This is a genomic window from Phenylobacterium sp., from assembly GCF_965229015.1.
In the GTDB taxonomy this organism is placed as follows: Bacteria; Pseudomonadota; Alphaproteobacteria; order Caulobacterales; family Caulobacteraceae; genus Phenylobacterium.
The window spans coordinates 3005849-3020632 of sequence record NZ_CBDDIM010000001.1 but is presented as its reverse complement, the minus strand read 5'-3'; the positions used below and the strand labels follow the sequence as shown (position 1 = coordinate 3020632).

The following is a 14784-nucleotide window of genomic DNA, read 5'->3' as shown; positions in this document are numbered from 1 at the left end:
GGGAGAATCCGTGTCCTTGCCGACACAGTCGCAACTTGCGCGCGCAGTTGTCGCAGTTAACGAAGCGTGAATCGGATGGACCAAGCTTAACCTCTGGTTTACCTTTGCTACGTTGAGTTAATCCTCTGGAAGGGGCTCCCCCATGGAAAAGGCCTTTGTCGCGCAACGCGTGGCGACCAAGTTGTTCACGACGGAAGCCGCGGTCGACGCGGCGATGATCGAAGCCACCGAACTGATGGCGGACCTGCTCAAGGCCCGTTCCGACGTGGGCACCTCGCTGGTGTTCGCCGACGACGTTCAGGTGAAGATGGTGGAAGCCATCCAAGCCCTGGGCGCGGCCCGGACCGCCATGGTCGGCGTTCACAATGAACTGACCGAAGCCAAGCTCCGCCTCGGCATCCGCACCACCCTCGGTGGCGTGGAAAACAAGCCCTCCTTCATGCGCAAGGCGGACAAGACCGCCATGCGTGAGGTTGGCTGACCCTCACGGGTTGCAATAGTTTAACTGTTTTTGCGCCCCTAATGTCTGTTAGGGGCGCAAATCATGCCAACAACACTGACGACGCAAATCATCTGGGCCGCCGTGCTGGTGGTTTGCATGTTCGGGCTCCTCAAGGGGGGCCCTGCGGAACGATTTGGCGCCGGCCTGACTGTCGGGATCGCCATCGCCTTCCAGATCGTCAACATGGTGCTACCGGATGAATCGCGCCCCGTGCCGCATCTCGTCCTGGACGGAATCCTCGCCCTCGGCTTCCTGGGTCTGGCCGTGCGGTACGCCAGTCTCTGGCTTGGCGGGGTGATGCTGCTCCAGGGTGTGCAGTTCAGTCTCCACGCCTATTTCTTCGTCACCAAGCTGACCCCGGGTGTCACCTATGCTGTGGCCAACAATCTGATCACCTGCGGGACCTTGCTTGGCATCCTGCTGGGCACCGTCGCCTTCCTGCGCCAGAGCCGGGCCGCGGCCGCCGAGAAAGCCACCCCTTCCGCCTAAGGGGCCGTCCTTGGCCGCCGCTCCAGGGTCGCCAGGGCCACCCCGCCGAGGATCAGGGCCAGGGCCGCGAAGGCCGTCCAGTTGAGCCGCTCGGCCAGGAACACCACCCCCACCGCCGTCGCCCAGAGCGGCGCCATGTAGATGGCCATGGACAGGAACAGCGGGCCCCGCCGCTGGATCAGATAGACATAGCCGATGGTGGCCAGCGCCGTGGGGAACACCCCCTGGGCGGTCACCGCGATCACCGAGGACAGGGGCGGCCAGGCGGGGAAGGGCCCGGTGAACGGCGCCGCGATCGTGGCGAACACCGCGCCCCAGGCGCACATCATCAGGGCGCCCACCGCCGAGGGCACCGGCGGCGCGCGCTTGGTGACCACATTGGAGACCGCATAGAGGGCCGCCCCGGTCAGGGCGCCGATCAGGGCCAGCGCTTCCAGCGTCATGCCCCCGGTCAGGCGCGGCCCCACCAGCACCAGCAGGCCGACAAAGCCCAGGCCCACCCCGCCGGCCTTGCGCGCCGTGAGTTGTTCGCCGGAGACGAAGGCGTGGGCCAGGGCCGCGGTGAAGATCGGCGAGGCGCCGTTGCAGATGGCGTTGACCGCCGAGGGCAGGCGCTCGGCGGCCAGCGCGAAGAGGGCGAAGGGGACGGCCATCCCCACCAGGCCGTTGAAGGCGTAGAACCGCCAGGCGCGGTCGCGCCAGCCGGGCAGGGCCTGGCGCTGCAGCCCCAGGACGACGCCCAGGGTCGCCACCGCGATCCATAGCCGCAGGGCGGTGTTCCAGAACGGCGGGATGTGGGCCACGGCGATCTTCAGGGCCGCGAAGGCCGATCCCCAGGTGACCACCAGGGCGGCGAGAACCAGCCAGTCTATGGGTTTGGGGCGGGTCATGGCGGCTCCGGCGGCGGGGGCCGCGAGGTCAGGAATCACGCCTTGGCGCCCAGGCCAAGCCCGGGCGTTCTCAGCCCCGCTCAATCTGTCTTTCGAAAAATTACGCTTGCCCTGGCCGACAAACCGGCGTTTTTGCGCGGCGGGCCACGCCCCCCCAACGGGGCGCTGCTCATCTGTAAGGATGGGAGACATCGCTATGAACACCCTCGCCAAGCCGGCCATGCGTCCGGCTCGCCCCGAATTCTCTTCCGGCCCGTGCGCCAAGCGCCCCGGATGGAATCCCCAAAATCTCCAGAACGCGGTCCTCGGCCGTTCGCACCGCTCCAAGCTGGGCAAGGCGCGTCTGAAGGAAGCCATCGACCGCACCCGCGAGGTGCTTCAGGTCCCCGACGACTATCTGATCGGCATCGTCGCCGGTTCGGACACGGGCGCGGTGGAAATGGCCCTGTGGTCCATGCTGGGTCCCAAGCCGGTGCAGCTGCTGGCCTTCGAGAGCTTCGGCAAGGACTGGGTCACCGACGTGGTCAAGCAGCTGAAGCTGCCCGCCGAGGTGCTGGACGCCCCCTATGGCGCCCTGCCGGACCTGACCAAGGTGCGCAAGGACGCCGACCTGGTCTTCACCTGGAACGGCACCACCTCGGGGGTGCGGGTTCCCAACGCCGACTTCATCGCCGCCGACCGCGAGGGGATCGTCATCTGCGACGCCACCAGCGCCGCCTTCGCCCAGGCGCTCGACTGGGCCAAGCTCGATGTCGTCACCTTCTCCTGGCAGAAGGCGCTCGGAGGTGAGGGCGCCCACGGCGTCCTGATCCTCGGCCCTCGCGCCGTGGCCCGGCTGGAAAGCTATACGCCGGCCTGGCCGATGCCGAAGCTGTTCCGCATGACCAAGGGCGGCAAGGTCAGCCTCGACATCTTCGAGGGCGCCACCATCAACACCCCCTCCATGCTCTGCGTGGAAGACGCCATCGACGCCCTGAAGTGGGCGGCCTCCATCGGCGGCCTCACCGAGATGCAGCGCCGCGCCGACGCCAATCTAGGGGCGCTGGCCGACTGGGTCGCGAAGACCCCGTGGGTGGAGTTCCTGGCCGGCGATCCGGCGACCCGGTCCAACACCTCGGTCTGCCTGAAGGTGGTCGATCCCGCCGTCACGGCCCTGTCCGACGACGCCCAGGCCGACTTCGCCAAGAAGCTGGCCGCCCTCCTGGAGAAGGAAGGCGTGGCCCTGGACATCGGCGGCTATCGCGACGCCCCGGCGGGTCTGCGGATCTGGTGCGGCGCCACGGTGGAGACCTCCGACCTGGAGGCTCTCACGCCCTGGCTCGACTGGGCCTTCGCCTCCACCATCGCCGACCTGCAAGCCGCCTAAGGCCCTAGCGCTCCCGCCGCCCGGACCGCCGCACGCGCCGGCGCCGGGAGCGCACACCCAAATCTCAAGGACACCGCCCCATGCCCCGCGTTCTCATCGCCGACAAGCTCAGCCCCGCCGCCATCGACATCTTCAAGCAACGCGGCGTCGACGCCGACGTGAAGACCGGCCTGACCAAGGACGAGCTGCTCAAGATCATCGACCAGTATGACGGCCTGGCCGTCCGCTCGGCCACCAAGGCCGACAAGGACGTCATCGCCGCCGCCACCAACCTGAAGGTCATCGGCCGCGCCGGCATCGGCGTCGACAATGTCGACATCCCCGCGGCGACCTCCAAGGGGATCGTGGTGATGAACACCCCCTTCGGCAACTCGATCACCACCGCCGAGCACGCCATCGCCATGATGTTCGCGCTGGCCCGCCAGCTCCCGGCCGCCGACGCCTCCACCCAGGCCGGCAAGTGGGAGAAGAACCGCTTCATGGGCGTGGAGCTCTACGCCAAGACGCTGGGCCTGATCGGCGCCGGCAATATCGGCGGCATCGTCGCCGACCGCGCCAACGGCCTGAAGATGAAGGTCGTGGCCTATGACCCCTTCCTCTCGGCCGAGCGCGCCGTGGAGATCGGGGTCGAGAAGGTGGAGCTGGACGAGCTGCTGGCCCGCGCCGACGTCATCACCCTGCACACCCCGCTCACCGACAAGACCCGCAACATCCTGTCGGCGGAAAACCTGGCCAAGACCAAGAAGGGCGTGCTGATCGTCAACTGCGCCCGCGGCGGCCTGGTGGACGAGGCCGCCCTGCGCAAGGGCCTGGATTCTGGCCACATCGGCGGCGCGGCCTTCGACGTCTTCGTCGACGAGCCGGCCAAGGAGAACGTCCTTTTCGGGGCCGAGAACTTCATCGCCACCCCGCACCTGGGGGCGTCCACCATGGAGGCCCAGGAGAACGTGGCCCTGCAGGTGGCCGAGCAGATGAGCGACTACCTGCTCACCGGCGCGGTCTCCAATGCGCTGAACAGCCCCTCGGTCACCGCCGACGAGGCGCCGAAGCTGCGGCCCTTCGTGGCCCTGGCCGAACGCCTGGGCGCCTTCGCCGGCCAGATGGTCGACGTGGAGGTCAAGGCCGTGGACATCGCCTATGAGGGCGAGGTCGCCAACCTCAACACCCGTCCGCTCACCGCCGCCGCCCTGGCCGGCGTCCTGCGGCCGATGCTGGAGGACGTCAACATGGTCTCGGCCCCGGCCGTGGCCAAGGACCGCGGCATCACGGTGTCGGAGAGCAAACAGGACGACAGCCCCATCTATGAGAGCCTGGTGCGGATCACCGTCACCACGGCCATGGGCAAGCGCTCCTTCGCCGGCTCGGTGATGGCGGGCACCCCGCGCATCATCGAGGTCAAGGGCATGGACCTGGACGCCCCCTTCGGCGCCACCATGCTCTATGTGAACAACCTCGATAAGCCGGGCTTCATCGGCAATCTCGGCGCCATCCTGGCCGACGCCAACGTCAACATCGCCACCTTCAACCTGGGCCGGGTCTCCGCCGGCGAGGACGCCATCGCCCTGGTGGGGGTCGACCAGGAACCGTCGGAGGCCCTGATCACCAAGATCCGCGCCCTGCCGCACGTGAAGGAAGCCCGCACCCTGCGGTTCTGATCTTAGACTTGATGGGCGGCGGCTTCCTCGTGAAGCTGCCGCCTAGCCCCCGCTGAGCGCCCCGAAGATCAGCACCTCGTCGCCATCGCGCAGCGGGGTGGCCAGGTCGACCACCGGCTGGCCATTGGCGAAGACCCGCATGTGGCGGCGCACCCGATCCTGCTCGTCGATCACCCGGAAGCGCAGGCCCGGGAAGCGGCGGTCCAGATCCTCCAGCACCCCGTCCACCGTGCCGCCCGCGGCCTGCAGGCGCGCGACGCCCTCGGTGTAGGACTGCAGCTGGCTGGGGATCAGGACGGAGATCATCACAGGGGCGCGGCGGTGACCGAATAGATTTCCGGCAGGTGGGCGGCGATGGACCGCCAGGTCTCGCCCTCGTCGGCGCTCATCCAGACCTCGCCGTTGGTGGCGCCCAGATAGAGCCCCACGGGGGTGTTGGCGTCGGCGCAGAAGGCCTGGCGCTTGACGGTGAACCAGGCCTGGTCGGCGGGGAAGCCGCGATCCTGCCGGGTCCAGCTCACCCCCGCGTCCGCCGTCCGATAGACCGCCGGCCTACCGCCGGGGCTGGTGCGCGGCCAGACGTCGGTCCCGTCCATGGGGAAGACCCAGGCGGTGTCGGCGTCGCGGGGATGGGGGATGATGGTGAAGCCGATGTCGCCGATCTCGGCCGGCATGGCCTTGCCGATCCGCTCCCAGGCCTCGCCCGGCCGGTCGAGCCGGTAGATCCCGCAGTGGTTCTGCTGCCAGATCCGGTCGGGCTTGGTGGGGGCGAGCGCGATGTAGTGGGCGTCCTGACCATATTCCGGATAGGGGTCGGGCATGAAGTTGGCCTCCACCCCCTGGTTCAGGGGCGCCCAGGTCCTGGCCCGGTCGGTGCTCTCGAACACGCCGCCGCTGGAGGTCGCCACATAGATGTGGGCCGGGTCGCGGGGATCGATGGCGATCTGGTTCAGCAGGGAGCCGTCTGGAGTGCCGGCCTCGGGGGGCGCCCACTTCCAGTACATCGGGTGCTCGTTGAAGCCCTCGACGCTGTCCCAGGTCTCCCCGGCGTCGTGGCTGACGAACAGGCCCGGGGGCGAGACCCCGGCCCACCAGACATCGGGCTCACTGGCATGGCCGGGCTGGAGCCAGAAGGTGTGGTCCACCGCGCGCGCGGTGGCCGGGTCGGCCGACTTGGGGAAGGCCGGCGGCCGCCGGGCCTCGGTCCAGGTCGTCCCGCCGTCGACGGACTTGAAGATGGTGGGGCCCAGATGGCCGGTCTTGGCCGCCATCAGCAGGGTGCGCCCGTCCCGGGGATCGAGCACCAGATGGTTGACGATCTGGCCCAGGAAGATCGGACCCTGGACCGACCAGGTCCGTCGCCCGGCGTCGCTGCGGTAGATCCAGGCGCCCTTTCGGGTGCCGATGAGAAGCTGGATGGCGTCGGACACGGGAGCCCCCGTTCTGGTCAGGAGCCCCGATCATACGCCGCCGCGCCGATTGGGCGAGTCCCTGCGCCCGGGTTGGAAGGGGGAACCGGCTCCACCCTGGGGTGATTGACTCTTCCGCGCTCAAGCCTAGAACAAAATAGGAACAAAGGAACAGGAAGCCATGTCCGGTTTTCGCGATGAGCGGCTCGCCGCTCTCAAGGCGAAGATCGCCACCCTCGAGGCGGGCGGACGGGCGGACTCTGAATCCCTGTCCTTCGGCGATCCCCGCCTCGACGACTGCTTTCTCTCGGGCGGCCTGCCGCTCGGCTGTTGGCACGAGTTCGGGGCCGAGGGGCTGGAGGCTGAGACCGCCGCCTGTCCCGCCGGCTTCGCCGCCCTGCTGGCCGCGCCCCTGGCCCGGCGGGGGGAGGCGTGTGGATCCTGCGCCGCGACGACCTCTTCGCACCGGGCCTGGTGGGGCTGGGCTTTCCGGCCGAACGGCTGATCCAGGTCTGCGCCCGGGACGAGGCCGAGGCCCTGGCCGTGGCCGAGGACGCCCTTTCCACCCCCGGCGTCGCCGCGGTCTTCGCCGAGGTGGAGGCGGTCAGCCTGACCGCCGGGCGGCGCCTGCAACTGGCCTGCGAGAAGCGCGGCGCCACCGGTTTCGTCATCCGCCGGCGGCCCTATGGCGGCAAGGCCAGGGCGGGCGCCGGTTCGGCGGCGGCCAGCCGCTGGCGGGTCGCCCCCGCCGCCAGCGAACCGGAGCCGGGGGAATTCGGCCTGGGGCCGCCCCGCTGGGCGGTGACCCTGGAACGCTGCCGCGGCGGCCGCACCGGCGCCTGGCTGTTCGAGGCCGGCGACGCCTTCACCTATGAGGCATCTGATGGGACGCATCCTCTGCGCCTGGTCGCCCCTCTGGGCGATCTCCAACTGGCGCCGGCGCAACCCCTCCGACGCGCCGGCTAGTCCGTTCGCGCTCATCGAGCAGGCCCGGGGCACGCGCCGGCTGTCGGCCGTGGACCGCGCCGGACGCAGGCTTGGCCTGTTCGTGGGGCAGAAGGCGACTGACGCCGCCGCCATCGCCCCGGAGCTGGTCACCGCCGAGGCCGAACCGGAGGCCGACGCCCAGGCCCTGTCGGCCCTGACGGACTGGTGCGTGCGCTTCTCGCCGGCCGTCGCCGCCGACGAACCCGACGGCCTGTTCCTCGACATCAGCGGGGTCGCCCACCTGTGGGGCGGGGAGGCCCGGCTGCTGGCCGACTTCCAGGCCCGGCTCACGGCCAATGGCCTGGCCTTCCGCTGCGCCATCGCCGACACCCCCGGCGCGGCCTGGGCGCTGGCCCACTATGGACAGGACGGCGCCATCGCCGAACCCGGCCGACAGATCAGCCTGCTGGCCCCCCTGCCGCCGGCGGCCCTGCGGCTGGCGCCGGAGACCGCCGCCCAGATCGACCGCCTGGGGCTGAAGGCCCTGGCCCAGCTCTTCGTCATCCCCCGCGCACCGCTCGCCCGCCGGTTCGGGATGGAGACCCTGACCCGTATCGACCAGGCCCTGGGGCGCTCCAAGGAGGCGCTCAGTTTCCGCCGCCCGCCCAATCCCTGGTTCGCCAGGCTGGCCTTCGCCGAACCCATCAGCACGCCGGAGGACCTGGCCCGGGTCGCCTTCGACGTGGCCGCCAAGCTCTGCAGACGGCTGGAGACGGAGGGGCAGGGGGCGCGGCGCTTCGAGCTCTGCTTCCATCGGCTGGACGGCCATGTGGCGCCGCTCACCGTCGGCCTGTCCCTGGCGGCCCGGGACCCGGCCCGCATCGCCAAGCTGTTCGCGCCGAAGCTGGAGACCATCGACCCCGGCTTCGGGATCGAGGTGGTGACCCTGGAGGCGGCCGAGGTGGAGCCGGTCTCCGGCCGCCAGGCGCGGCTGGATTCCCTGCTCGAGGCCACCAGCGCCGAGGGCCTCGCCCCCATGATCGACCGGCTGGTCAACCGGCTGGGGGAAGACCGGGTCTGGAAGGCCCGCGCCGTGGAGAGCCACGTGCCCGAACAGTCCGCCGCCCCGGGGCCGCCGATGGCGCCGCCGCTCGCTGGCTGGGACCCCGAGCGGCCCCGGCCCCTGCGCCTGTTCCGCCGCCCCGAGCCCCTGGAATTCGTCTCCGCCCCCGTCCCCGACGACCCGCCCCTGCAGTTCCGCTGGCGCGGCCAGCTGCACCGCGTGCGACGCGCCGAGGGGCCCGAGCGGATCGGCGAGGAGTGGTGGCGTGGGGCCATCGACGAGGTCCGGACAGATCACATCCGCGACTATTACCGGGTGGAGGACGAGGCCGGCGGCCGCTTCTGGCTGTTCCGCGCCGGTCTCTACGCCGAGGGGGTGGCGCCCAGGTGGTGGCTGCACGGGCTGTTCGCATGACCCGCTATGTCGAGCTCCAGGCCACCACCAACTTCTCCTTCCTGCGCGGAGCCTCCCACCCGCACGAACTGGTCCAGACCGCCGCGGCCCTGGGTCTGGAGGCCATCGGCGTCGTCGACCGCAACAGCCTGGCGGGCGTGGTGCGCGCCTGGTCGGCGGCCCGCGACCTGGGACCGGGCGCGGGGTTCAAGGCCTTCACCGGCTGCCGCCTGGACTTCGCCGACGGCGCCCCCTCCCTGCTCTGCTATCCCTCCGACCGCGAGGCCTATGGCCGCCTGACCCGCCTGCTCACCGTGGGCCAGAGGCGCTCGATCAAGGGCCAGTGCGAGCTGCACTGGGAGGACTATCTGCAGCACGCGGAGGGCCAGCTCACCCTGGTGGTCCCGCCGCTCCGGCTGGACGACGCCTTCGCGGCCGACCTGGCGCGGATCGCCGGGGCCCTGAAGGGCGCGGTCTGGCTGGCGGCCTCGCGGCCCTATGGCGCCCGCGACGTCCACCGGCTGTCGAGGCTGGCGGCCATGGCTGAGACCACCGGGGCGCCGATGGTGGCCACCAACGACGTCCTTTATCACGGCCCCGAGCGCCGGGCCCTGCAGGACGTGGTCACCTGTATCCGCGAGACCTGCACCATCCAGGAGGCCGGCCTGCGGCTGGAGGCCAACGCCGAGCGCCACCTCAAGGGGCCGGCGGAAATGGAGCGCCTGTTCGCCCGCTTCCCCGGGGCGGTGGCGCGCAGCGCCGAGATCGCCGACCGGATCAAGTTCGATCTCGGCCAGCTCAAGTACGAATATCCCGACGAACCGGTGCCGCCGGGCAAGACCGCCATCCAGCACCTGCGCGACCTGGCCTGGGAGGGCGCCCGGTGGCGGTTCTCCACCGGCATGGGGGAGAAGGAGCGGGCCACCATCGCCCACGAGCTGGACCTGATCGAGAAGCTGGGCTTCGCCAACTACTTCCTCACCGTCCACGACATCGTCAAATGGGCCAGGGACCAGGACATCCTCTGCCAGGGCCGCGGCTCGGCGGCCAATTCCTGCGTCTGCTTCTGCTTAGGCATCACCGCGGTGGATCCCACCAAGGCCGACCAGGACCTGCTGTTCTCCCGCTTCATCTCCGAGAAGCGCGGCGAGCCGCCGGACATCGACGTCGACTTCGAGCATGAGCGGCGCGAGGAAGTGATGCAGTACGTCTATCGCCGCTACAGCCGCGAGCGGGCGGCCATCGTCGCCACCGTCATCCACTACCGCCCGCGCATGGCCATCCGCCAGGTGGGCAAGGCGCTGGGCCTCACCGAGGACGTCACCGCCGCCCTGGCTGGCACGGTCTGGGGCAGCTGGGGCGACATGGTTCCCGACGACCACATCCGCCAGGTGGGGCTCGACCCCGCCAACCCGGAGATCCGCCGGGCCACGGCGCTGGCCCAGGAGCTGCTGAAATTCCCCCGCCACCTGTCGCAGCACGTGGGGGGCTATGTGCTCACCAAGCGGCGGCTGGACGAGACCGTGCCCATCGGCAACGCCGCCATGAAGGACCGCACCTTCATCGAGTGGGACAAGGACGACATCGACGCCCTGCAGCTGATGAAGGTCGACGTCCTGGCGCTCGGCATGCTGACGGCGCTGAAGCGCAGCTTCGCGATGCTGCCACCCCTGGAGGACGGGAGCCTCATCACCGACATCGCCCACATCCCCCAGGAGGTCCCCGAGGTCTACGACATGCTCTGCAAGGCCGACTCCATCGGCGTCTTCCAGGTGGAGAGCCGGGCCCAGATGTCCATGCTGCCCAGGCTGCGGCCGCGGAAGTTCTACGATCTGGTGATCGAGGTCGCCATCGTCCGGCCGGGGCCCATCCAGGGCAACATGGTCCACCCCTATCTGAAGCGGCGGGCCGACCCGTCCCAGGTGACCTATCCGCGCCCGTCGCCGGAATATCCCCAGGACGAGCTGGAAAAGATTCTCGGCAAGACCCTGGGCGTGCCGCTCTTCCAGGAGCAGGCCATGCGGATCGCCATCGAGGGCGCCCAGTTCACCGAGAACGACGCCGACGGCCTGCGCCGGGCCATGGCCACCTTCCGCCACCACGGCAATGTCGGGGAGTACGGGACCAAGTTCATCGAGGGCATGCGGGCGCGGGGGTATGAGCCGCAGTTCGTGGAGGACTGCTTCCACCAGATCGAGGGTTTCGGCTCCTACGGTTTCCCCGAAAGCCACGCCATCAGCTTCGCCCTGCTGGTCTACGCCTCGGCCTGGGTGAAGTGGAGATGGCCCGACGCCTTCTGCGCCGCCCTGCTCAACAGCCAGCCCATGGGCTTCTATCAGCCGGCCCAGCTGGTCCGCGACGCCCGCGAACACGGGGTGGAGGTCCGCGCCCCGGACGTCCTGGCCAGCGACTGGGACTGCGCCCTGGAGCCCCTGGAGGGGCGGCGCCTGCGGGCCGTGCGCCTGGGGCTGCGGCAGATCAAGGGGTTCAAGGAGGCCGACGCCCTGACCCTGATGGAGATGCGCAGCGCCGGCGTGCGCACCGTGGAGGGGTTCGCCCGCGGGCTCTCGCGCCGGGCCATGGAGCTGCTGGCCGAGGCCGACGCCTTCGTGTCCCTGGGGCTCGACCGCCGCCAGGCCCTGTGGGCGGTGAAAGGCCTGTTGGGGGAGGCCAGGGTGGAGACCGAGGCGCCCCTGCTGGCCGGGATGGGCCGCCCGGAGGTCCAGGTGGAGCTGCCCCTGATGAGCCTGCCCATGAACGTCACCGAGGACTACCGCACCACGCGCCTGTCCCTGAAGGCCCATCCCTGCGCCTTCTTCCGCGGGGAGCTGGCCCGGGCCGGGGCGGTCCCGGCCGCGGCCCTGAAGTCCATGCGCGACCGGCGCTGGACCTCGGTGGCCGGCATCGTCCTGGTGCGCCAGCGGCCGGGCACCGCCAAGGGGGTGGTGTTCATGACCCTGGAGGACGAGACGGGCGTCGCCAACATCGTCATCTGGAAGGACGCCTTCGACGCCAACCGCCGCCTGGTGATGACCGCATCCTTCCTGCAGGTCCACGGCCAGCTGCAGATCGAGGGCGACGTGGTCCACCTGGTGGCCAAGAGCTTCACCGATCTCTCCCACTACACCGCCCGCATGCGCGACGAGGGCCCGGCCGCCGACTCCGGCCGCAAGGCCGGCGGCCTGATCCACAGCCGCGATTTCCACTGAACCCCATGCTCAAGCTTGACCGGATCCCGCGCCCGGCGAATGGTTCGGCCCCATAAGCAGACCGGCCACCCGCATTTTCAGGCCGCCGCCATTTCGGGGGATTCCATGAAGCTCGCCGTGCTCTCCACGATCCTGGCGCTCCTCGCCGCCCCCGCCCTGGCCGAACCCGTCAAGGTCACGGTGGAGGGTGGCGCCGTCCTCGGCGTCGAGACCGGCCAGGTCGACGCCTGGCGCAACATTCCCTACGCCGCCGCCCCCGTGGGCGCCCTGCGCTGGGCGCCGCCGGCCCGCGCCCCGGCCTGGAGCGGCGAGCGGGACGGGACCAAGGCCGGAGTCTCCTGTCCCCAGCCCATGCGCCCCGACGGCGCCCCGAACATGGCCGGCGCCAACGGGCCGGTCAGCGAGGACTGCCTGCAGCTCAATGTCTTCGCCCCCAAGGGCGCCAAGCAGGCCCCGGTCATGGTCTGGATCCACGGCGGCTCGCACCGCTATGGCGCCGGCTGGATCTTCGACGGCTCAAACTTCGCCCGCGACGGGGTGGTGCTGGTGGCCATCAACTATCGCCTGGGCCCCCTGGGATCCTTCGCCCACCCGGCCCTCACCTCGGCCGCCAAGCCCGGCGAGGCCGTGGGCAATTACGGCCTTATGGACCAGATCGCGGCCCTCGAATGGGTCCGGCGCAACATCAAGGCCTTCGGAGGCGACCCCCGCAACGTCACCGTCTTCGGCGAGAGCGCCGGGGGCGGCAGCACCCTGGCCCTGCTGGCCACGCCCCGGGCCAAGGGGCTCTATCAGAAGGCGGTGGTGCAGTCGGGCGGCGGCTGGTCGGCGCCCGTCACCCTGGCCGCCAAGGAAACCGAGGGGGTCAAGGCCGCGCAGAACCTTGGCCTCTCCAGCCCCACCGCCGACCAGCTTCGCGCCGTGCCGGCCGAGGAGCTGGTCGCCAAGCTCGAGGGAAGCTTCGGTCCCTTCGTGGACGGCAGGCTGATGAAGGAGACTCCCGCCCAGGCCTTCGCCGCCGGCCGGGCCAATGACGTGCCCCTGATCATCGGCTCCAATTCCGGCGAGGACTCGCTGATGGGTGAGTTCGGCCAGGACCCGGCCAAGCTGGGGGCCGCCCTGCCGGCCGGGGTGCGCGCCCTCTATGCTGAGGAGGCCGCCCAAGGGGACGCGGCCCTGGCCCGTGCGGTCTTCACCGACCGCGCCATGGGGGCGCCCGCCCGCTGGATCGCCGCCCGCGCCTCGGGGGGAAAGCCGGCCTGGCTCTATTACTTCTCCTATGTGGGCTCCCGCTTCCGCCCGATGGTGACGCGGGCCTTCCACGCCGCGGAGATCCAGTACGTCTTCGAGTACTGGGGCCGCCGCACGCCGCTCAGCCTGATCAAGCCCGACGACCAGGCCATGGCCACCCTGATGCACGGCTGCTGGGTCGCGTTCGCCAAGACCGGCAAGCCGGGCTGCGACTGGCCCGCCTATGATTCCAGGACGGACCAACTGATGGAGTTCGGGGCCGACAGCGGCGTGCGCGTCGGCTTCCGCAAGTCCCGCCTCGACGCCCAGGAGGCCTTCGTCCTCCCCACTCTTTCCCTGAGCCAATGATGTCCAAGCGCCCGCCCAACTTCATCGTCATCCTGGCCGACGACCTCGGCTACGGGGACATAGGCTGCGACGGCGGCGCGATCATCCGCACCCCCAACCTCGACCGCATGGCCGCCGAAGGGGTGAGGTTCACCGACTTCTACGCCTCGGCCAATGTCTGCACCCCGTCCCGCGCCGGCCTGCTCACCGGGCGCTACGCGATCCGTTCCGGCCTGGCCCACGAGGTGATCCAGCCGGCCGACACCACCGGCCTGCCGCTCAGCGAGATCATCATCCCCAGGGCTCTGGGGGACGCCTACGCCAGCGCCCTGATCGGCAAGTGGCACCTGGGCCATGTGGCGCCCCACTGGCCGCCCACCGCCTACGGCTTCGACCGCTTCTACGGCCTGCCCTACAGCCACGACATGCGGCCCCTGTCCCTCTACGCCGGCGACGGCGCGGCGGTGGAGGTCACCGAGGCCAAGGTCGACTTCGCCCGGCTGACCCAGAACTTCTTCGAACAGACGCTGGCCTTCGCCGAGCAGAACCGCGACCGACCCTTCTTCGCCCTGGTGGCGCTCACCGCGCCCCATGTGCCCCTGCGCCCCAATCCTGACGACCTCACCGGCTCGCCGGCCGGCGCCTATGGCGAGGTGGTGGAGGAGATCGACCTCAATGTCGGCCGACTGCTGGCGCGCCTGAAGGCGATGGGCCTGGAGGAGGACACCCTGGTGATCTTCACCTCCGACAACGGCCCATGGTTCGAGGGCTCCTCGGGGCCGTTCCGCGACCGCAAGGGCGGCTCGGCCTGGGACGGCGGTTTCCGCGTGCCCTTCATCGCCCGCCAGCCGGGGACCCTGCCGGCCGGGGTGGCGACCGACGCCCTGTCCAGCAATCTCGATCTGCTGCCGACCCTGCTGGCCATGGCCGGGATCGCCGCGCCGGCCGATCGCGAACTGGACGGCGCCGATCTGACGGCGGTGATGACTGAGGGCGCGGCCTCGCCCCACGACCAGATCGTGCTGTTCGACAACACCCACGTGGCGGCGGTGCGCACCGCGCGCTGGAAATATGTGGCGCGGTCCTACTACCGGACCATGGACATCCCCCTGGACCGCTATCCCCTGCTCTTCGATATGAGCATCGATCCGGGAGAGACCTACAGCGTCGCGGCCCTGCATCCGGAGGCGGCCGCCGACATGGTGGCCCGCATCGCGGCCGCGCGGGCCAAGTACGATCCCATCGGCCGGGCCTTCCCGCCCCACGTCGCCCCGGCCAGCGCCGCCGACCACCCCGACTGAGG

General features: G+C 70.3%; 13 protein-coding genes. 10 read left to right on the top strand and 3 right to left on the bottom strand.

What is annotated here, in order from left to right:
- Positions 1–142 precede the first annotated feature (142 nt).
- Both ACO06I_RS15165 and ACO06I_RS15160 read left to right on the top strand, forming a co-directional pair.
- Positions 143–481, top strand: a complete 339-nt coding sequence (locus ACO06I_RS15165; protein ID WP_421933399.1) for a hypothetical protein — start codon at positions 143–145, stop codon at positions 479–481.
- Between the two features lie 63 nt (positions 482–544).
- Positions 545–991: a hypothetical protein gene (locus tag ACO06I_RS15160; protein ID WP_421933398.1), complete on the top strand. Its 447-nt coding sequence runs from the start codon at positions 545–547 to the stop codon at positions 989–991.
- Here ACO06I_RS15160 and ACO06I_RS15155 read toward each other — a convergent pair.
- Entirely contained in the window at positions 988–1881 is an 894-nt protein-coding gene (locus tag ACO06I_RS15155; RefSeq protein ID WP_421933397.1) for a DMT family transporter, read from the bottom strand. The two genes, ACO06I_RS15160 and ACO06I_RS15155, sit on opposite strands and share 4 nt — an antisense overlap.
- A gap of 196 nt (positions 1882–2077) precedes the next feature.
- On the opposite strand from ACO06I_RS15155, the gene ACO06I_RS15150 reads away from it, so the two are divergent.
- Together ACO06I_RS15150 and serA are read left to right on the top strand one after the other, a co-directional pair.
- Positions 2078–3247 (top strand): phosphoserine transaminase, encoded by a 1170-nt coding sequence (locus tag ACO06I_RS15150; RefSeq protein ID WP_421933396.1) that lies wholly within the window; start codon positions 2078–2080, stop codon positions 3245–3247.
- A gap of 80 nt (positions 3248–3327) precedes the next feature.
- Positions 3328–4902, top strand: coding sequence for a phosphoglycerate dehydrogenase (serA, locus tag ACO06I_RS15145; RefSeq protein ID WP_421933395.1), 1575 nt, complete (start codon positions 3328–3330; stop codon positions 4900–4902).
- A gap of 42 nt (positions 4903–4944) precedes the next feature.
- On the opposite strand, the gene ACO06I_RS15140 is transcribed toward serA, so the two are convergent.
- Positions 4945–5208 carry a MoaD/ThiS family protein gene (locus ACO06I_RS15140; RefSeq protein WP_421933394.1) on the bottom strand — a complete coding sequence of 88 codons (264 nt, stop codon included), beginning with the start codon at positions 5206–5208 and terminating at the stop codon, positions 4945–4947.
- A complete protein-coding gene (locus ACO06I_RS15135; protein ID WP_421933393.1) occupies positions 5208–6332 on the bottom strand; it encodes a glycosyl hydrolase in 1125 nt (374 codons plus the stop codon). The genes ACO06I_RS15140 and ACO06I_RS15135 overlap by 1 nt, the downstream gene beginning before the upstream one ends.
- A 160-nt stretch (positions 6333–6492) precedes the next feature.
- Here ACO06I_RS15135 and ACO06I_RS15130 point away from each other — a divergent pair, with 160 nt between their 5' ends.
- The 6 genes from ACO06I_RS15130 (at position 6493) to ACO06I_RS15105 (ending at position 14782) form a co-directional block, all read left to right on the top strand.
- Entirely contained in the window at positions 6493–6816 is a 324-nt protein-coding gene (locus ACO06I_RS15130) for a hypothetical protein (RefSeq protein ID WP_421933392.1), read from the top strand.
- Positions 6744–7277: an ImuA family protein gene (locus ACO06I_RS15125; RefSeq protein WP_421933391.1), complete on the top strand. Its 534-nt coding sequence runs from the start codon at positions 6744–6746 to the stop codon at positions 7275–7277. Before ACO06I_RS15130 ends, ACO06I_RS15125 begins: the two co-directional genes overlap by 73 nt.
- Complete coding sequence (locus ACO06I_RS15120) at positions 7195–8715, top strand: DUF6504 family protein (RefSeq protein ID WP_421933390.1); 1521 nt, start codon at positions 7195–7197, stop codon at positions 8713–8715. Before ACO06I_RS15125 ends, ACO06I_RS15120 begins: the two co-directional genes overlap by 83 nt.
- Entirely contained in the window at positions 8712–11903 is a 3192-nt protein-coding gene (locus tag ACO06I_RS15115) for an error-prone DNA polymerase (RefSeq protein WP_421933389.1), read from the top strand. The genes ACO06I_RS15120 and ACO06I_RS15115 overlap by 4 nt, the downstream gene beginning before the upstream one ends.
- 105 nt (positions 11904–12008) lie before the next feature.
- Positions 12009–13502 carry a carboxylesterase/lipase family protein gene (locus ACO06I_RS15110; protein ID WP_421933388.1) on the top strand — a complete coding sequence of 498 codons (1494 nt, stop codon included), beginning with the start codon at positions 12009–12011 and terminating at the stop codon, positions 13500–13502.
- Complete coding sequence (locus ACO06I_RS15105; RefSeq protein WP_421933387.1) at positions 13502–14782, top strand: sulfatase; 1281 nt, start codon at positions 13502–13504, stop codon at positions 14780–14782. The genes ACO06I_RS15110 and ACO06I_RS15105 overlap by 1 nt, the downstream gene beginning before the upstream one ends.
- The last annotated feature ends 2 nt before the right edge of the window (positions 14783–14784 follow it).